Below are 19349 nucleotides of genomic sequence, written 5' to 3'. Positions count from 1 at the left end.
CTAATATTACTTCAACTTATAATATGAATATAATAACATTACAATGATTATAAAGGAGATCAACTCATGCGAGCAAAGTTTGTCTACCAGCCACCTGCTAACGGTTATCCGGAATGGAATAACAACCCAGAGACTTTTGAATTAAATCGATTGGATGCACATGCCTCCATGATCCCTTACCGTAGTTTATCCCAAGCGCTAACTAACGATAAAGAAACCTCACCTTTCTACCAAACCCTCAATGGGCTTTGGAAATTCGCTTTTTCCGAAACACCGGATCAACGAATTGTGGATTTCTATAAAACCGATTTCGATTGCAGTACTTGGGATACCATTCCTGTACCGTCTCACTGGCAGTTCCAAGGTTATGACTATCCTCAGTATACAAATCTCCGGTATCCTTGGGCGGAATCCGAGCCAGAGCTTAAAGCCCCCTTTGCCCCAACAAAATATAATCCAGTAGGCTCTTATCTGCGAACCTTTACTGTACCTGAGTCTTGGAACGGTCAACCGGTGTACCTAAGCTTTCAGGGTGTTGAATCCGCTTTCTACGTCTGGGTAAACGGTGAACTTGTCGGGTACTGTGAAGATACATTTACTCCATCAGAGTTCGATATCACCCCATATTTAGTTGCAGGGGACAATAAACTAGCTGTCGAGGTTTATCGTTGGTGTGATGCCAGCTGGCTAGAGGATCAGGATTTCTGGCGCCTGAGCGGTATTTTTCGGGAAGTCTATCTTTATTCGGCTCCTTCCGTTCATATTGCTGATTATTTCGTCCACACAGATCTGGATGAAAACTTCGTACATGCGGATTTAAATGTAGATATCAAGGTGGAAAATTACTTTAACGAGCAAAGCCCATATACACTGCAAATGCAGCTTTACAATAAAGAGGGCCAGCCTGTTTGGGAGACTCCTATCTCCGCTACTGGTTCCTTTGAGCAAGAAGGCGTTCAACAGCTCAAGCTTTCTGCCCCGGTTGAACAGCCTTTTAAATGGAGTGCTGAAACCCCTTATCTTTATACCTTAGTCCTGTCTATAAATGACAGCAACGGGCATACACAAGAAACGGTCAGTTGTAAGGTTGGATTCCGCAAGTTCGAGATTAAAGACGGACTTATGAAGATCAATGGCAAAAGAATCGTACTCAAAGGTGTCAATCGCCACGAATTCTCTTGCGACACAGGTCGTGCTTTAGCCAAAGAAGATATGCTGCGCGACATCCAATTAATGAAAACACATAATATTAATGCTGTTCGAACCTCCCATTACCCGAATCAGTCTGTCTGGTACGAGTTATGTGATGAATACGGATTATATGTGATTGACGAAACTAATCTGGAAACGCACGGCACCTGGGCATACAGCCAAGAAGGGTTGAATGACGGGAATGTCCCTGGAAGCAAACCGGAATGGCGGGCCAATGTCATTGACCGCTGCAACTCCATGATGCAAAGGGATAAAAACCACCCTTCAGTCATCATTTGGTCTCTCGGCAATGAATCTTTCGGAGGCGACAATTTTATCGCTATGCACGACTACCTGAGAGAAATCGATCCTTCGCGGCCGGTTCATTATGAGGGAATCTTCCACTGTAGAGAATCGGAAGCAGCAAGTGACATAGAATCTACTATGTACATTAAACCGCAGGATGTTGAAAAATATGCGCTTAATAATCCGAAAAAGCCTTATATCCTCTGCGAATACAGTCATGCCATGGGCAATTCATGCGGTGGGCTGCACTTATACTGTGACTTGTTCGACAAATATGATATTGTTCAAGGTGCATTCATTTGGGATTGGGTAGATCAAGCCATTCGGACCCACACCTCCGAGGGAATTGAATATCTCGCTTATGGCGGGGACTTTGGTGAATCGCCTCATGACGGCAACTTTAGTGGCAACGGATTGCTTTTTGCTGATCGTACGGTTACTCCTAAGCTCTTTGAGGTCAAAAAATGTTATCAAAATATTAAAGTAACGGCTGAAAATATCCTAGAAGGACTCTTCCAGATTCGCAATTCCTTCTTATTTACCAACTTAAAGGAATACGATCTCAAATGGGAAGTTCGTTTAGACGGAGTAACTGCACAAGAAGGCTTGCTGAAGATCTCATGTGCACCAGGTGAGAACATTTCATGCAAAGTTCCTTACGAGCTGGATTCACTGCGTGGCAATCATGAAGCAGTTCTGAATCTTTCCTTTATTCAGCCTTCAGCAACTATATGGGCAGAAGCTAATCACGAAATCGCTTGGGAACAGTTCATTCTGTCACCCCGTTTTGTAACCAATACCTCAAAGACAATCGCAGAACCACTGCGTGTCAGCGAGCTTGAGAATGTTTTGAATGTACAAGGTGATAATTTCGAACTGAGCTTTAGTACCACTACGGGTGCTCTGAACTCTTATCGTTCCTCAGGCAAAGAACGTCTGCTTGAACCTGTAAGAGCTAACTTCTGGAGAGCAGTCACTGATAATGATTGTGGTAATAAATTGCCACAGCGGTGTGCAGTATGGAAGCAGGCATCGCATAAACAACACTTAATCAGCTTTACATTTAGAACCGAAGGCTCTCTCTGTTTCGTCTCTGCCAGCTACCTTCTGGCTACAAGTCCGGATTCCACGCTTCGGGTCCAGTACGTGATTCGTGCTGACGGGACTTTAGAGATCACGCAAGAATTGAGTCCGGGCAGCAGCGTTCTGCCAGAAATCCCTGAGTTCGGAATGATGTTCGTTCTAGATGGAAGTCTTGATACCCTGTCATGGTACGGCCGCGGACCTCATGAGAATTATTGGGATAGACAAACCGGAGCCCCACTTGGACGTTACACTGGTAAGGTCAGTGATCAATTCACACCTTATCTCAAACCTCAAGAGTGCGGCAACAAGACTGATGTCAGATTCGCTTCGATTACAGAGGGCAACGATGGAACAGGATTCTATTTTGAAAGTGCAACGCCTATCGAAATTAATGCCCTGCCTTGGAAGCCTGAGGAACTGGAAGCCCATGACCACGTCTATAAATTGCCAGTCTCGAACAAAAGCGTACTAAGAGTTAACTACAAGCAAATGGGTGTTGGCGGGGACGACAGCTGGGGCGCACCAACCCACGAAGAGTTCACTCTGCCGGCTAATCGCCCGTACATCTTCCGTTTCACTGTCTCACTGCTCTAATCTCTTCCACTTATAAAAAAGGCCGTCTCTGGTTGGTTTCTACCACACAGGACGGTCTTCTTTTATTTATTTCACTGCTACTGTTCCTTGTCTGAATTCCGAAGGGCTTAAACCCACATTTTTCTTGAACTGTTTGGAGAAATAATAAAGATCACTAAAACCAAGATCATGGGCAATCTCACCGACAGAACTTTGCGTCCCCCTCAATAGCTCCTTGGCCTTAGTTATCTTTTTTCTGGTGATATACTGTATGGGTGGAACTCCGATTTGCTGTTTAAATAGCCGGATAAAATAGTTGGGATGCATGTACGCAATCTCGGCAAGCTCGTGTATGGTGATATTACGCTCGATATGGGTGTCTATGTACGTTAATATTTTCGTTAATTTTTCGATCGAGCTTAGATTCTTAAAAGTGATTTCGTCTACATCTATGTTCATAATAAAATAAGAAAATAACTCCATTAACTTACTTTTGGCTAATAAATGAGCATACACCGCATCAGATTTCATATGACTCGTTAGGCTGCTGAATATCTCTTGGATTACATGAGGATCTACTTCTCTGCATACATGACTTAGCTCTAACATTTTGAATAGATTGATGTCTCCGACTTTTGCGCTGAAATGGCACCAATACTTCTCAAAGGGTTGATCACTTATGCAAGAATAAGATTGCTTAACTCCCTCAGGCATCAAAAAAAGCTGACCAGGCTTCGGATAATATTCTCGATCACCAATCTTTAACCAACCCTCCCCATCGCAAATAAAATAAAATTTACTATAGTCAGGTGTGTAGTCAAGATCTCTCCAGTCACGGCCACAAAGATTGTAATCAGCCATAAATAAATCAACCTTTAAATTGGATAAATAATTTGTAAGCAAAACATGGTTATCCATCCCTTACTCCGCCTTATCAGGTTAGTTTTGTACATCTAAAAGTTAATGTCCTACATTTTGATTTCCACCTCCAATCACTACAATGAAGAAGAAATAAACGTTTGAAAGGATGATTGCAAAATGGTGGATAAAAGCAAATATTTAAAAGTAATCGAAGATACGATCGCAACTGGAAGATTCAAAGCCGATTGGGATTCACTAAGTCAATTTCAAGTGCCTACGTGGTATGAGAACGCTAAGTTTGGTATTTTCATTCATTGGGGCCTTTATTCTATTCCGGCTTTCGCCAATGAGTGGTATCCCCGAAATATGTATATCCAGGGTTCGCGGGAATATGAACATCATCTTGCTACTTATGGTGAGCATAAAACCTTTGGTTATAAAGACTTCATCCCCTTGTTCAAGGCTGAGCATTTCAATGCTGAGGAATGGGCCAGTCTCTTCAAATTATCTGGTGCCAAATACGTGATGCCTGTTGCAGAGCACCATGACGGCTTTCAAATGTATAAGAGCGCTTACTCCCACTATAACACATATGAGATGGGTCCTAAGCGGGATTTAGTCGGGGAAATGAAAGACGCTTTTGAGCAGCAGGGATTAGAGTTTTGTGTATCTTCCCATAGAGCTGAGCACTGGTTCTTCCTGTCTCATGGCAAGGAATTTGATTCCGATATCCATGAACCGCTTGTATGTGGAGATTTCTATTGGCCATCTATGCCCGAACCCGATCATCACGATTTATTCGGCTCCCCACCCAATCAAGAATTTCTGGAGGATTGGTTGATTCGCTGCTGCGAGCTGGTAGACAATTATCAACCGAAAATCTTTTACTTTGACTGGTGGATTCATACAGCTGCCTTCAAACCCTATCTCAAAAAGTTCGCCGCTTACTATTACAATAAGGGAGAGGAATGGGGAACTCCGGTTGCAATCAATTATAAGCATGATGCCTTCATGTTTGGCTCAGCAATCCCAGATATTGAGAGAGGTCATTTCTCCGAGCTTAAACCTTATTTCTGGCAAACGGATACAGCAGTTGCTAAAAATTCATGGTGTTATACACCGGAAAATGATTATAAATCTGCCGTAGAAATTATCAGAGATCTAGTAGATATCGTAAGCAAAAACGGCAACTTGCTGCTGAATATAGGTCCTAAAGCGGACGGCAGCATTCCAGCTCAGGATCAGGAAATTCTGCTTGGCATCGGAGAATGGCTAAAGGTGAATGGTGAAGCAATCTATGATACGACCTACTGGCGCACCTTCGGGGAAGGCCCTACAGAGATCGTTGAAGGTCAGTTTACAGATGGGATCACGAAAATTTTCACTAATGAAGATATCCGCTTTACGGTAAAAGGCAGTTATCTTTACGCTACTGTTCTTGTCTATCCAAACAACGGAATAGTGCAAATCAAATCCCTTAAAGAAAACTCTGCGCACTTCCATGGGATGATTAAACAGATCAAAATCTTAGGTGTTGAGGAACAACCTGCATGGGAAAGAACCGATGAAGCCTTGGTTATAAAAACGACCTCGGTTCGCAGTGAGACTCCGGTTGTTCTGCGGATTGAATTGGATTAGAGACTTACAGACCTTCGTAACCTAAAAAAGAGTGTTCTTGCCCATCCAGCAGAGAACACTCTTTTATAGTTTTATAACCATCGATTTATATTAAAAGTAGGGTACCCTGACGTTTATTGTCTTCATTCTAGTCCTATGAGGATATCTCGCGCGTAATTTGTTGGACTCCAAAATAATGCGACCATGAAGCGGATGCTCCGTGGGGATTTTTAGTTGTGCAGCAATGACTTCACTTAGCCCGTGGTTTCGGATGTCCGCTTGAAGCTGTAAGGCTTCTGGATCTTTTTCATGATCAAAATAAAGTGCAGAAGCAATAGCTGAGACTAAATGTGAAGTCTCAAAACCAAGTTCATGAGCAAGCATTGCCGGTTTTACGAGTCGATCATTAGGTGAAAGCTTGCGAAGCGGGGAGCGGGCGACACGTGTAATTTTATCGTTAAAGTTGGGGTTAGTGAATCGTTCCATCATCTTTTCTATATACCGGTCATGTTCTATGGGCTTGAAGCCATATAAATGCACCAATAAGGCCCCTGTTTCCTTAAGCACCCCGTGAACACGAACTCTGATTCCGGGATCAGACATCGCTTCTTGAATGCTAGTATAACCTTCCAGGTATCCAAAATAGGCTGCACTGCAATGACCTGTATTCACAGTATATAGCTTCCGTTCGAGGTATGGCGCCAGCGAATCCACATAATGGACGCCTTTAATTTCATTGTAATTACCAATCATTCCACTGCGGGGAATAACCCACTCACTGAAGGGTTCAACGAGGATTTCAAGTGAATCTGTATTTTTCTGCATAGGTACAATCCGGTCCACCATCGCATTGGGAAAAGCGACATTGCGGTCAGCAAGTTCCTTGAAGGATTGCTTCATATGCCGATAAACTGATTTTTTCAACTTCTGACTGCTTCCAATCCCATTCTCACAGGCAATGATATGAAGAGGGTTGAGATTTCTGCTATTTTCAAGCCTTCGTTCGATGCCCTGCGCAATGGTCTCAGCAATATCTTTTAAAGCGGATATTCCGACGGCAGTTGTCACAATTTCAGCTTCTGCTATAGCTCTAGTAACGTCCTCAGTATCATTCAGATTGATTGCAGTAACATTATCAACAATAAAGCTGTCCCTGTTCTTGTTAGCTAGGGTGACAGGATATTGCCCACGTTTTTGCAATTGGGCAATTTTACTCTTATTTCTTCCGACGAAACAAACATTGTAACCGGAGTCCGACAACATAGGCCCAATAAAACCTCTGCCAATATTACCTGCTCCAAAATGTACGGCTCTCAATTTGGTATCCCCCTTTAATTTGAACTTAGTTTCTCGGTTTCTCTATACGAAGCAACGTTGAGTAACTACATGATCAAATTCAAGAAGACTTAGATTATCAATTTTATGGTGCTGCTTATCGAATTCAAGAAAATTAGTAATTTCGTTAGGCGTCACAATGCAACGGATGCCAGCTGCTGCCGCTGCCTTAGATCCATTCGGTGAATCCTCGATAGCAACCGCCTCATCAGCTGTGATTCCAAGACAAGCTAACGTTTGGTTATATAGCTCGGGATCTGGTTTCACTTTTGCCACATGGTCGGCAGTCCGAACACATTCGAAATACTCGCGAATACCCAATTGATTCAGATATTTTTCCACCCATTCCAGGGAAGAACTTGAGGCCAGCCCTACGCGTAGTCCAGCTGCTTTGGCGGAATCAAGATAATGCTGAATGCCTGGTCGTATTGTTTCAAGCTCCATAAGTTTGCTGTGTCTCTGTTTAACAGCCTTACTGAACTCTTCTTTGTCAATCGCTAGCTTAAGATCAGTCATTAAATATTCATAAGGATTAAAACTGTTCAAGCTCGTGCCGATGCAGGTGGAATATTGTTCAAGCGTCAGATCCACTCCATATTCTGCATAAGCCTCGTTAAATGCGGTGTACCAAGCAGTCTCCGTGTCGATAATCGTTCCGTCAAAATCAAAAATAATTCCTTTGATCACAATCAACCATCTCCCTCGTATTATGTTTGGTTAGAATATCTTACGCAAAACCTTCTGCATATTCTACAAAAAGCTATTTCGGCTTGCGTTTGACTATAAAAACCATAACAAAGCCCTTCTACTGACGTCAAGCACGGTAGATAACATGCCACGTAATGATAACGATTACAATCAATGTGGACAAACCTGGATTTTTGCATCACCTGAACTTCTTAATACATAACAGTAATCAGATTCAAAAAAACACCACAATCCTATGTGCTTCAAGGGATTCCTTTGCCAAGTTTATTATGAAGACAAGCTCCCTCTCTTTCTCTCGATTGCTGTTATTTAGAGTATTTTTCCAAGCAGCTAAAAATAATTCAAAATAATTTTAAACACATCCTTTTTACTTGATTGTACAAATCAAATTACGGGGTTATTTTTTGTCCATTGAGTAAAAAGAGGCTTTAATTTATGATATATTTTAATCGAGAATGATTATCATTATTGGTGGTCGTTACATATAATAGGGAGGCAATAAGATATGAACAAGGTACGACAGTCCTTCGCTGTGGTATGTGTACTATTTTTGCTGAGTACATTGCTACTGGCGTGCGGAAACTCAAAGGAACAATCCTCTGCCAATAGTACGGTGAACGCAACCGGGAACTCTTCCGCTGCAACCGCGGTACCTTCAGCAGAACCCTCAGATAGCAGTACAGATGAAGCAGCAGCGACTACCCGCTCCTATACAGATTACATAGGGCATACTGTAGAGATTCCGGTGAATCCACAGCGAATTATCTATTCTGGAGAAACTTATGGCGATTTGCTCGCACTTGGTGTGCAGGCGGTAGGTTATCCTCTTTCTATGGGTGAAGGCCAGGTTTTTGAAGATCAATTACAAGGTGTGGAGGATGTAGGCTTCCCTATCAATCTGGAAAAAACATTGGAGCTTCAGCCTGACCTGATCATCTATGCGGGCACAGATGAAGCTGATTTCGAACAGCTCTCCAAAATTGCACCCACTATAATATTTGATACCTTTGCCCCACTCCAGGAACGTATGCTGGACATTGGTGGAATTGTTGGGAAAACGACTGAAGCAGAAGCATGGCTTGCGCAGTATAAAACCGCTGAAGAGAACATGTGGAAGCAATTGAAATCCGCAGGCATGAAAGAGGGCGAAACGGCTGCGGTCTTCACTTATTATCCAGGAGACAGACTGTTTATAATGGCAGCAACCGGACTTTCCCAGGTACTCTATGGGGAGAATGGCTTCAAGGCAACTCCAGCTATTCAGACGATCCTTGATGAAGGTAAAGGGTTCCAGGAAGTATCCATGGAAGTCCTGAAAGAATATGCCGGAGACCGGATATTCATCTTGACTCCAGTGGCAGAAGAAGCAAAACAATCCACAGAGAATCTATTAAAGAGCCCTATCTGGAAGAGCCTTCCTGCCGTCAAGAACGGATATGTCTATACACAAGACATCATGAAGACTTCAAGTGATGCGACAACAAGAGAATGGCTGCTTGGCGAAATTCCACAGCTATTGAATATGAAATAACCTTCCGAGATGAAGAGTTTAACACAAGGCTGATAAAAAACTGCAAGAAGCATGTCAACAGCTGTTGATATGCTTCTTTTTTTTATATACAATGAATTCATTGATAATCATTCTCACCAAATGAACGGAGGCTGAACCCATGCTGCATACATCATCGTCCTGCCCCCCACTCCACTCTCTGCTATTTCAGCTAAACGAGGCCGAACTGATGATTCAAGCTGCCGATTCAAGCTCTATAACGCGTACAACCCAGGACTATACCCTTCTCATATTTACTGGAGGGAACGGACAATTGAACCTCGATGATCAAAGCGTGATACTAAGTACGGATAAATGTTATCTACTATCTCCTGGAATCTCCTATAGTACGAACAACCAGGAGCTGACGTTGTATTATTACCTCATCACCTTTACAGCAATTTATACAACCAAGCTTCCTAAACGATATTCTGGAGAGCTGCTTTCCGGCAGACGGGAGTTAATTGTGCACCCGTTCACCAAGGTAATCCGACTAGTCGAAGACCTGCTCATGAACAGGAATAACACCGATGATGTACAACAATTCAAGCGACAATTAAAATTCCAAGAATTGCTGCTGCTACTTTTTGAGCATAATTACCCTTCCAAACACCTGCCAAGTCCTACGGAATCCGTAGAAAAGACCATAACATTCATTCAGGAGCATTATACAGAGAGTATCACCGTGAAGCAGTTAGCTGAACTGGCGGGAATATCAATCTGGCAATATACACCGATCTTTCAGCAGCTTACGGGTAAAAAGCCGCTTGAATACCTGACGGATCTGCGCATTAATCATTCCAAACGATTCCTGCAGGAATCGACTGAACCACTGCGGGAAATCGCCAGACTGGTCGGCTTCTCGGACGAATACTATTTCAGCCGCCGCTTTCGGCAAAAAACCGGAGTTACACCCGGACAATATGCACATCAGCAAGGTCGTAAGCTTACCGTCAAGGATTGGACGGGTCATGAGGTGGAGATTCCAGAGCGAGCGAAACGTATTGTCTATCATGGCGAAACACTTGGCGACCTTCTCGCGTTAGGCGTAAAGCCTATCGGTGGAGATGAAGCGTTCGCCCGGAACAGCGTCTATAAACATCGGCTTAAGAAGCTCGCCAACGTCGGGTTTCCACTGGACCCGCAGTTGACCGCTTCCCTAAACCCAGATTTGATCATTTTGGCAAATAGTGATGAAAGAGCCTACAGAGCAGTTTCTGGTATCGCTCCGACACTCACCTTTGATTCATTTGCATCTCTCGACAAACGAATGCGGACACTAGGCAGTTGGCTAGGTAAACAGCGCGAAGCCGAAGCATGGCTGGAGTCATTCACAATCAAAAACGCTGCCATGTGGCAGCAGCTTTACACGACAACCCTCCAAGTTGGAGAAACCGCCTCTGCTTTGGTCTATGATCATGGAGATCATCTGTATGCTATGGGAATGTCCGGATTCTCCACTGCGCTTTATGCCCCATGTGGATTACAACCGACTGAAGAGATCCAGGCCATATTGGACGAAGAGTTAGGGTTCGCCGAAGTTGATCCAACACGACTGCCTGCCTACGCCGGAGATCATATCTTCATGTTCATTCCGGAACGCAAAGACTCGCGAGCTGCGATGGAACGATTACTAGACAGTTCACTTTGGAACAATCTCCCGGCAGTACGTCAGGGACATGTTTATCTGCTCGACGGAAGCAAATGGAACTCTAGTGATGCGTTAACCCGGGAGAAGCTGCTAACGCTGTTGCCTAAACTACTCGGCGGAAGTAGCGCTAGCAATTGAAAGTGAATCTAGGATTCTCTTTTGACTTTTCAAAACTTGATAGGGTATACTTTATCTACGCTTAATTTCCAACTTTTACAGTTGAAAAGCGGGGGAACCAGTTAATTGGGGCGAATCATTGAGCATTAGAATGTAGGGTACCATCTTACCCGAGTCCGTCAGCTAACCTCGTCAGCAGTGGATGGGTCTGCTTTTCATGTTATTTACATAACCAGAGACCCTTGCTAAGGGTCTCTTTTGGTGCTTTTTTGGACCCTGCTGGCAGTAGATTGGCCTTTGACACTAAGGCTCCCTCATTTCTCACACTACGAGACAAAGGAGAGATGTACGTGCAAAAGGTAAAGTACTTCACGGATATTAACAAAATAGCTATGTTGTCTGAGCTGGAAAAAGAGAATCTGAAAGAAATTACGGACAAATTTGTTTTTCGTGTAAATGACTACTATCTGTCTTTGATTAACTGGGATGATCCAAATGATCCCATCCGTAAGCTGGTTATTCCTAACGAAGGTGAACTGCTGGAGTATGGGCGCTGGGACGCCTCCGATGAGGACACGAATTATGTGGTACCTGGTTGTCAGCACAAGTATAGAACAACTGCACTGCTGATTGTATCCGAGGTCTGCGGGGCTTATTGCCGCTACTGTTTCCGTAAGCGTCTGTTCCGAAATGACGTGAAAGAGGCGATGGCTGATGTCTCTCCGGGTTTGGAGTATATCGCAAATAATCCGGAGATTAACAACGTACTTCTTACGGGCGGGGACAGTTTAATTCTCTCCACACCGAAGCTAAGATCCATTATTGAAAATCTAAGAAGCATTGAGCATGTTAAGATCATTAGACTGGGTTCCAAAATTCCCGTATTTAATCCGATGCGGATCTCTGAAGACGAAGAACTGCTGGAGCTGATTCGTACTTACTCTACCGAAGACAAACGAATCTATGTTATGGCGCATATCAATCATCCTCGTGAAATTACACCTGAAGCCAAAAAAGCATTTAAAGCTCTCCACAACGCAGGGGCAATTGTCGTAAATCAGACCCCCATCCTCAAAGGCATCAACGATGATCCCGTTATTTTAGGGGAACTACTGGACCGGCTTTCATGGGCTGGCGTTACACCCTACTACTTCTTTGTGAACCGGCCCGTAGCCGGAAACCGGGATTTCGTATTACCGCTCGAGCAAGTCTATCAAATTGTAGAAGAAGCCAAAGCCAGAACCTCAGGACTTGGCAAAAGAGTACGCTTATCCATGAGCCACACCTCAGGAAAAATAGAAATTCTCGCCATTGATAACGGAAAAGCCTATCTCAAATACCATCAATCCAGAGATCAGGAATACGGAAAATTTATGATTCTAGATTGTCCAAAGGACGCCGAATGGTTCGATGACCTGCCTGGGAATGAGCAATATTGGACCCCACCTGTGAAAAAAAACGATGCTATTATTTCTGTTAATGATTTATCAGGCGAGCCTGCGGATTTAATCTGTAAATAGATTAATCAACTCTGTCAGACTCTGTCATAGGATATTTCTTCATCACCAACAACAAAACTCCTCCCGCCCAAAATTAGCCCGAAAAAATCTATGATATAATCACGCTGTAACACGAAATGGACTAATGGGTGGGAATGCACACATGAAATTGGAACGATTGATTTCTATGATCTACAAGCTATTGAACCACGAAGTTTTATCTGCCTCCAAGCTGGCTGAAGAGTTTCAGGTTTCCCAGCGAACGATCTATAGAGATATCGATGTGATTTGTGCCGCTGGCATCCCGGTCGTATCGTATCAGGGAACTAAAGGTGGATATGGCATTATGGACGGATATAAAATGGATAAAAGCCTGCTCCGTTCGTATGATGTCACTTCTCTGATTACTGTACTGAACAGTCTTTCTTCCGTGTTTGAAGATGAGCATACGCAAGGAACCATTGAACGGCTGCAAACGATTGGAACGGAGCCACAGACCTCTAGTCTCGCGGTGGATCTTGAAACCCGGCGTACGGATCCTGACGCACTTCCTCTTTTACGTGCGGCTATAGCGGAACGAAATGTTGTCCGTTTTGATTACATCAGTGTAAAAAATGAACGTACAACCCGTGAAATGGAACCAGTAAAGCTTCATTTTAAATATAGCAACTGGTACATCTATGGTTATTGCCGGGCTCGGCAGGACTATAGGGAGTTCCGACTTTCCCGGATGCTGAATTTGTTCCTGACGCAGGATACCTTTCATTCGCAACATGAGGTACCCAAAGAGGCCGGCTGTTCAAACAGGGCAGATCAGGTGGAGGAAATAGTGATCCGGGTAGACCCTGAGGCTTTGGCAGAAGCTTTGGATCAGTTTCATCAAGTCGACAAGGAATTTCATTCCGATAAAAGCATGACGATGCGAATTCCTGTGTATAAGCCATTGGAAGCACGTTGGCTTTGGTCCATTCTGCTGAGTTTTGGCAGCGGCGCCGAAGTCCTCGAACCCCCTGCATTGCGAGGTATTTTAAAAGAGCAGCTTCAAAACACACTCAAACTTTATGAAGAAGTATGACAGTCTGATGTCATACTTCTTCTTTTATATTAACTACAGTAACAAAAAACAAATCCATGACCATTCAAAAGGAGAATGTACGAATGACAAATTATCCAGTAGAAATGTTTAAATACCACACATGGGCAAACCAAACTATCCTGGGGGGAATCAAGGAACTCCCGCCTTCTGTGCTAAGTCAAGAAGTGAACAGCTCATTTCCCACCATCGCTCATGCCCTTAGCCATATCTATGCGGTTGATACGATGTGGTATCTTGTATTAACAGGCACTGCCATGCCAGAGGCTTTTCAACAAAGTATCCCGCTAAATTTGAGCATTCTAGATTCTGTGGATGAATACGTAAATATCTTTGCCCATCTATCAGAACAATACAAAGCATGGTTACACAACCAATCCGATTTGGAGCAAACCATTCTGCTTGACAATCCATTCGCCGGAATCCGCCAAACACGCCTATCAGAAATTGTGTTGCAAGTCGCCAATCACGGGACTTATCATAGAGGCAATGTATCTACTATGTTACGGCAGTTAGGCCATGCTTCCACCATGAATGACTATGCTCTTTTTTGGTATCAGGTTCCTGCAAAAGCAATTTAATCTCGGATGGGCAAGACGCTCCACTCCATACCTAGAAAGGAAATTGTATTTTAATTATGGAGATTAAAAATCTAATTACAGTAAAAACGAGAGAAGATTTAAGAGTTTGGCTGCAGGAGAATTGTAAGACTGAACAATCTTGTTGGGTACTCGTTAGTATGACGCCAAACCCAGAAACGTTGCTATATTTGGACGTAGTTGAGGAATGTTTGTGTTTTGGATGGATCGATGGAGTGAAAAAGAAAATTTCGGAAACGGAGCTGGCGCAAAGACTCTCTCCCCGAAGCAAAAGAAGCTCTTGGACTGAATTGAATAAAGAGCGTGTCCGCCGCCTCGAAAAGCTGGGGTTAATGAGTGCTGAAGGAAAACGGGTACTTCCTGATATGAACCCTGATTCTTTTATAGTAGATAAGATTATAGAGCAAAGGCTAAAAGAGGACAGTCAAGTATATGAGAATTTCCGGGCCTTTCCCCCCCTTTATAAAAGAGTTCGGATCGACACGATCCAAAGCAATAAACATCAGCCAGATTTATTTAAGAGTAAATTAGACAAATTCATAACAAACACTAAAGAAAATAAAATGTACGGGCAATGGCATGATAATGGACGTCTGCTAGATTATTAAGCTGCGCTAGATGCATGATCTCCTGCTGAGGCTTTCGGACTCCAATGACGCTATTTACTAATTTATCGCCTTTTCTGCAACTCATCGGACTCCAGCGCAGCTATTCCTTAGAAATGGGCTCTTATACGGTGATTTTTCCGCCAATAGGAGCTATGCGGTCCGATAATACTCCAAATGGCGGATTTTCCTGCATTTAAGGTGTGCTGGGTCCGATACCGCTGAAGTATGATCATTTGCTCGGTCTATTACTACTGTTACTACTACTGCTACTGCTACTGCTACTGCTACTGCTACTGCTACTGCTACTGCTACTGCTACTGCTACTGCTACTGCTACTGCTACTGCTACTGCTACTGCTACTGCTACTGCTACTGCTACTGCTACTGCTACTGCTACTGCTACTGCTACTGCTACTGCTACTGCTACTGCTACTGCTACTGCTACTGCTACTGCTACTGCTACTGCTACTGCTACTGCTACTGCTACTGCTACTGCTACTGCTACTGCTACTGCTACTGCTACTGCTACTGCTACTGCTACTGCTACTGCTACTGCTACTGCTACTGCTACTGCTACTGCTACTGCTACTGCTACTGCTACTGCTACTGCTACTGCTACTGCTACTGCTACTGCTACTGCTACTGCTACTGCTACTGCTACTGCTACTGCTACTGCTACTGCTACTGCTACTGCTACTGCTACTGCTACTGCTACTGCTACTGCTACTGCTACTGCTACTGCTACTGCTACTGCTACCATGATCTCCTGCTGAGGCTTTCGGACTCCAATGACGCTATTTACTAATTTGTCGCCTTTTCAGCAACTTATCGGACCCCAGTGCAGCTATTCCTTAGAAATGGGCTCTTATACGGTGATTTTTCCGCCAATAGGAGCTATGCGGTCCGATAATACTCCAAATGGCGGATTTTCCTGCTTATAAGGTCTGCTGAGTCCGATACCGCCGAAGTATGGTCATTCGCTGGTTCTACTGCTACCGCTACCACTACTGCTACTGCTACTGCTACCATGATCTCCTGCTGAGGCTTTCGGACTCTAATGACGCTATTTACTAATTTATCGCCTTTTCACCAACTTATCGGACTCCAGCGCAGCTATTCCTTAGAAAGGGGCTCTTATACGGTGATTTTTCCGCCATTAGGAGCTATGCGGTCCGATAATACTCCAAATGGCGGATTTTCCTACATTTAAGGTCCGCTGGGTCCGATACCGCTGAAGCATAGTCTTTCGCTGGGTCTACTGCTACTGCTACTGCTACTGCTACCATGATCTCCTGCTGAGGCTTTCGGACTCCAATGACGCTATTTACTAATTTATCGCCTTTTCAGCAACTCATCGGACTCCAGCGCAGCTATTTCTTAGAATCAGGCTCTTATACGGTGATTTTTCCGCCATTAGGAGCTATGCGGTCCGATAATACTCCAATTGGCGGATTTTCCTGCTTATAAAGTCTGCTGAGTCCGATACGCCGAAGAATGATCATTCGCTGGACTCCTGAGTCCGACACGCCGAAGAATGATCATTCGCTGGTCTGCTGAGTCCGATACCGCCGAAGCATAGTCTTTCGCTGTCTTTCGCTGTCTGTTGCTACCGTATCCTAATCATCTGCGGATCAAACACCATTGACTCATGATCATCTCTTATTCCCAAAGTGCTAAGTACGCGCGAATGAGATTGGTTCAGACGTTCAGGCAAAGTTTAGAGTTGAGAGCAGAGGTTTGGTTTAAGTTCAAAAAAAGAGAGGTGCCCCAGCCATTTTCATGGCTTTGGGCACCTCTTTTATTAAGTTACAGCCCTTCAGCCAGAATCCGTTTCAGGAACATCCCTGTGTAGGATTCCCGTACTTCAGCAACCTGCTCCGGTGTACCTTCAGCTACAAGCTTACCGCCCACAACGCCACCTTCAGGGCCGATGTCAATCACCCAGTCGGACTCCCGAATCAGCTCTAAGCTGTGCTCCACAACTACGACAGTATTTCCCGTATCAACCAATTTGCTCAATAAGGTATGGAGCTGCTTGATGTCTGACGGATGAAGGCCTGTTGTGGGTTCGTCAAGCAGATAGAGCGTATGGTTTTTGGAAGGTTTGCTCAGCTCTTTAGCCAGTCTAATCCGTTGCCCTTCACCACCGGATAAGGTTTTGACAGATTGTCCCCATTTAAGGTAACCGAGACCCACCTCACACAATGTCTCGATAATCCCCGCCATTTTGGCTTCCGACTTAAGAATCGGCAAGCTTTCCTGTACGGACATGTCCAGCAGATCCGAGATGGAATATCCATCATATTTCACCTGGAGAACCTCATCCGTAAATCTTCTCCCCTTGCATGCGTGGCATTTAACCTCCAGATCGGGTAAGAAATTCATGTCTACAGTCAGCACCCCAAGACCCTGACAGGTTTCGCAGCGTCCACCCGGTGTGTTAAAGGAAAAATGCTTGGAGGTCAGTTTTCTTTTTTTCGCCTCCGGCAAAGCAGCAAACAGCTGGCGCAGATGTGTGAATACATCTGTATACGTCGCTACATTAGAACGCAGCATTCTACCCATGGGCGATTGGTCAAAGATCACTATATTTCCAACCTGATCTAAGCCCGCAATCTCCGCACAGCCTATTTGCTCATGTCCTTTCGTACTGCCTTGCGCAAGAATATCAAAGACTAGTGTCGACTTGCCTGAACCCGAAACTCCAGTTACAGAGACCAGACAACCTAGAGGTAAAGAAACCTCCGGGATATCAATATTCCGGTACTGTGCCTGTCGGATGGTGATTTGTTTTCCGTCACCTTTCCGGCGAACATATGCAGCAGTCTTATGACGCTCTTCTCTAAGATAGGCTCCCGTAACAGAAGCCTCGCTTGCCATCAAATCCTCAATGCTGCCCTCGCCAACAACTTGCCCTCCGTCCAGACCAGCACCCGGACCCATATCAATAATATGATCGGCAGCGCGCATCATCTCGATATCATGCTCGATAACGAGCACCGTATTACCCAAATCGCGCAGCTCCTGAAGCACACGAATGAGGCCAACAGTATCCCGCGGATGAAGCCCGGTCGTCGGTTCATCTAGAATGTATAACACTCCAGTCAGACCTGACCCCAGCAATGAGGCAAGGCGCAGCCGCTGTGCCTCTCCACCAGAGAGGGAGACCGTCTGACGGTTCATGGAAAGATAACCAAGACCAACATCGATAATCCGTTTTAGTCGGGTAGGCATATCGTGAAGGATGGGTTCAAGCAGATGAAGTCCCTCGGTTGGCAAAGCCGCCTCCAAGCCTTTAGTCCACTCGTAAACATCGCTTAATGGCCAATCTGATACCTCCGTAATCGATGCGCCAGCTACCCGAACGAGACGAACTTCTTTTTTTAGGCGAGCGCCAAGGCATTCCGGGCATTGCTGCTCATGAAAAAATCCGCCGTCTTTTTCCTGTGTACCAGCTTCTCCTTCCTTCTCCTTGTATCGCCGCCACAAACCAGGAATGACGCCTTCAAATTTGGTGCCTTGAATCGGCTTAACATTGGGAAAATGGCGCTTAAACGCCTCACTTTCCACTCCGTAATATAACAAGTCGCGCTGAATTTCGCCGTAATTTTTTAAGGGCTGATCTGGGTCAAACTCAAAACCAAAATGCTTGCCAGCGGCCACTAATATACGCATCTGTATATCACGATGAACACCATTCAGCGAGGCCACCCCACCCTCACGCATACTAAGCTCTGGATTAAACACTGCCACTTCATTTATAGTTGCCACAGATCCAACACCACCGCAGGCTTCACAAGCTCCCTCCGGCTTATTAAAAGAAAAGTGTGACATGCCCAGCTTCTCAAGCTCAGCTCCGCAATGCGGACAACCCATCGTTTGACCATGCATTTCCTCGTCTTCCTCGATCAGCAATCCCCTCGCTTCAAAAGAAGGTGGAATGCTGCCACTACAGGAAGGGCAAACCCGCTCGCCTAATCTGGAAAAGATAAACCGGACAAACGTATAGATGTCGGTGACTGTCCCAACTGTCGAACGGGGATTACGATTGGTGACATGTTGTCCAACACTAATGGACGGAGACAGTCCAATAATAGACTCCACCTTTGGTTTGCTGATCGTATCTGACGTCATGCCCATGGAATCCAAATACTGTCTTTGGCATTCCCGCTGAAGTGTATCCATAGCTAACGTCGATTTCCCTGATCCCGAAGGTCCTGTCAGGACAACTAGCTTATACTTAGGAATCGTGAGCGAGACATTTTTCAGATTATTCTCTCTTGCCCCTTTAATAACAATAGTCTCTTTCACATCTATTCCCCTCTCAATTCAACCCACTGGTTCGTAGTTATATCTTCTATCCATATGGTTGCCCAAAGTTGTTGGATTGCAATTATTTTGCAAAACATTTCTAATTTCGATAGAATGTATTTGATAAATCACAAAATTTTCAAATAACTTTATAATCTAATATCTTGACTATCAAGATATAATTATTTTAAAAGGAGCGTTATCTTTTGTCAAGCCACGAACAACCTACACCAGAGCAGGAACAAT

General features: G+C 44.4%; 15 protein-coding genes and 1 riboswitch. Of the genes, 8 read left to right on the top strand and 7 right to left on the bottom strand.

The annotated features are described in order from the left end of the window. Positions 1 to 66 precede the first annotated feature (66 nt). Positions 67 to 3177, top strand: coding sequence for a glycoside hydrolase family 2 TIM barrel-domain containing protein (locus tag MHI32_RS11085; protein ID WP_340012345.1), 3111 nt, complete (start codon positions 67 to 69; stop codon positions 3175 to 3177). 66 nt (positions 3178 to 3243) lie between these two features. On the opposite strand, the gene MHI32_RS11080 is transcribed toward MHI32_RS11085, so the two are convergent. Further along, positions 3244 to 4074, bottom strand: a complete 831-nt coding sequence (locus tag MHI32_RS11080; RefSeq protein ID WP_076280449.1) for an AraC family transcriptional regulator — start codon at positions 4072 to 4074, stop codon at positions 3244 to 3246. Positions 4075 to 4194: 120 nt separating this feature from the next. On the opposite strand from MHI32_RS11080, the gene MHI32_RS11075 reads away from it, so the two are divergent. After that, on the top strand, positions 4195 to 5655 hold the full coding sequence (locus MHI32_RS11075) for an alpha-L-fucosidase (protein ID WP_339190546.1): 1461 nt from the start codon (positions 4195 to 4197) through the stop codon (positions 5653 to 5655). Positions 5656 to 5745: 90 nt separating this feature from the next. On the opposite strand, the gene MHI32_RS11070 is transcribed toward MHI32_RS11075, so the two are convergent. Both MHI32_RS11070 and MHI32_RS11065 read right to left on the bottom strand, forming a co-directional pair. Beyond that, the gene (locus MHI32_RS11070; RefSeq protein WP_339190544.1) at positions 5746 to 6951 is read right to left on the bottom strand and encodes a mannitol-1-phosphate 5-dehydrogenase; all 1206 of its coding nucleotides are present in this window, start codon (positions 6949 to 6951) and stop codon (positions 5746 to 5748) included. Positions 6952 to 6993: 42 nt separating this feature from the next. Next, positions 6994 to 7656 carry an HAD family hydrolase gene (locus MHI32_RS11065; protein ID WP_076130591.1) on the bottom strand — a complete coding sequence of 221 codons (663 nt, stop codon included), beginning with the start codon at positions 7654 to 7656 and terminating at the stop codon, positions 6994 to 6996. Positions 7657 to 8182: 526 nt separating this feature from the next. On the opposite strand from MHI32_RS11065, the gene MHI32_RS11060 reads away from it, so the two are divergent. From MHI32_RS11060 to MHI32_RS11035, 6 genes are all read left to right on the top strand, one after another. Then, on the top strand, positions 8183 to 9208 hold the full coding sequence (locus tag MHI32_RS11060; protein WP_339190542.1) for an ABC transporter substrate-binding protein: 1026 nt from the start codon (positions 8183 to 8185) through the stop codon (positions 9206 to 9208). A 139-nt stretch (positions 9209 to 9347) separates the two neighbouring features. Beyond that, entirely contained in the window at positions 9348 to 11015 is a 1668-nt protein-coding gene (locus MHI32_RS11055; RefSeq protein WP_340012344.1) for an AraC family transcriptional regulator, read from the top strand. A 48-nt stretch (positions 11016 to 11063) separates the two neighbouring features. Further along, positions 11064 to 11205, top strand: a riboswitch (cyclic di-AMP (ydaO/yuaA leader). Positions 11206 to 11344: 139 nt separating this feature from the next. Continuing rightward, a complete protein-coding gene (locus MHI32_RS11050; RefSeq protein ID WP_076130594.1) occupies positions 11345 to 12514 on the top strand; it encodes a KamA family radical SAM protein in 1170 nt (389 codons plus the stop codon). A 142-nt stretch (positions 12515 to 12656) separates the two neighbouring features. Continuing rightward, positions 12657 to 13568, top strand: coding sequence for a YafY family protein (locus MHI32_RS11045; protein ID WP_076305558.1), 912 nt, complete (start codon positions 12657 to 12659; stop codon positions 13566 to 13568). A gap of 83 nt (positions 13569 to 13651) precedes the next feature. After that, positions 13652 to 14167, top strand: a complete 516-nt coding sequence (locus tag MHI32_RS11040) for a DinB family protein (RefSeq protein ID WP_076305559.1) — start codon at positions 13652 to 13654, stop codon at positions 14165 to 14167. A 56-nt stretch (positions 14168 to 14223) separates the two neighbouring features. Continuing rightward, entirely contained in the window at positions 14224 to 14793 is a 570-nt protein-coding gene (locus tag MHI32_RS11035) for a YdeI/OmpD-associated family protein (protein ID WP_340012343.1), read from the top strand. Between the two features lie 150 nt (positions 14794 to 14943). Here the strand turns inward: MHI32_RS11035 and MHI32_RS11030 are convergent, their stop codons facing one another. The 4 genes from MHI32_RS11030 to uvrA form a co-directional block, all read right to left on the bottom strand. Beyond that, positions 14944 to 15552, bottom strand: a complete 609-nt coding sequence (locus tag MHI32_RS11030) for a hypothetical protein (RefSeq protein ID WP_340012342.1) — start codon at positions 15550 to 15552, stop codon at positions 14944 to 14946. A gap of 134 nt (positions 15553 to 15686) precedes the next feature. Continuing rightward, the gene (locus MHI32_RS11025; RefSeq protein WP_340012341.1) at positions 15687 to 15821 is read right to left on the bottom strand and encodes a hypothetical protein; all 135 of its coding nucleotides are present in this window, start codon (positions 15819 to 15821) and stop codon (positions 15687 to 15689) included. Between the two features lie 134 nt (positions 15822 to 15955). Further along, a complete protein-coding gene (locus tag MHI32_RS11020; RefSeq protein ID WP_340012340.1) occupies positions 15956 to 16078 on the bottom strand; it encodes a hypothetical protein in 123 nt (40 codons plus the stop codon). Positions 16079 to 16598: 520 nt separating this feature from the next. Further along, positions 16599 to 19103: an excinuclease ABC subunit UvrA gene (uvrA, locus tag MHI32_RS11015; protein ID WP_076130002.1), complete on the bottom strand. Its 2505-nt coding sequence runs from the start codon at positions 19101 to 19103 to the stop codon at positions 16599 to 16601. Between the last annotated feature and the right edge of the window lie 246 nt (positions 19104 to 19349).

The sequence above is a fragment of the Paenibacillus sp. FSL H7-0690 genome, assembly GCF_037980415.1.
GTDB classification, from domain to species: Bacteria; Bacillota; Bacilli; order Paenibacillales; family Paenibacillaceae; genus Paenibacillus_AQ; species Paenibacillus_AQ odorifer.
This window is presented reverse-complemented; position numbering and strand designations above follow the sequence as displayed.

Excerpts from the sequence above, each read along its gene's own strand:
- MHI32_RS11060 (WP_339190542.1), top strand. The coding sequence starts at position 8,183 with ATGAACAAGGTACGACAGTCCTTCGCTGTGGTATGTGTACTATTTTTG.
- MHI32_RS11075 (WP_339190546.1), top strand. The coding sequence starts at position 4,195 with ATGGTGGATAAAAGCAAATATTTAAAAGTAATCGAAGATACGATCGCA.
- MHI32_RS11035 (WP_340012343.1), top strand. The coding sequence starts at position 14,224 with ATGGAGATTAAAAATCTAATTACAGTAAAAACGAGAGAAGATTTAAGA.
- MHI32_RS11080 (WP_076280449.1), bottom strand. The coding sequence starts at position 4,074 with ATGGATAACCATGTTTTGCTTACAAATTATTTATCCAATTTAAAGGTT.
- MHI32_RS11040 (WP_076305559.1), top strand. The coding sequence starts at position 13,652 with ATGACAAATTATCCAGTAGAAATGTTTAAATACCACACATGGGCAAAC.
- MHI32_RS11085 (WP_340012345.1), top strand. The coding sequence starts at position 67 with ATGCGAGCAAAGTTTGTCTACCAGCCACCTGCTAACGGTTATCCGGAA.
- MHI32_RS11045 (WP_076305558.1), top strand. The coding sequence starts at position 12,657 with ATGAAATTGGAACGATTGATTTCTATGATCTACAAGCTATTGAACCAC.
- MHI32_RS11025 (WP_340012341.1), bottom strand. The coding sequence starts at position 15,821 with ATGGTAGCAGTAGCAGTAGCAGTAGTGGTAGCGGTAGCAGTAGAACCA.
- MHI32_RS11055 (WP_340012344.1), top strand. The coding sequence starts at position 9,348 with ATGCTGCATACATCATCGTCCTGCCCCCCACTCCACTCTCTGCTATTT.
- MHI32_RS11030 (WP_340012342.1), bottom strand. The coding sequence starts at position 15,552 with ATGGTAGCAGTAGCAGTAGCAGTAGCAGTAGCAGTAGCAGTAGCAGTA.
- MHI32_RS11020 (WP_340012340.1), bottom strand. The coding sequence starts at position 16,078 with ATGGTAGCAGTAGCAGTAGCAGTAGCAGTAGACCCAGCGAAAGACTAT.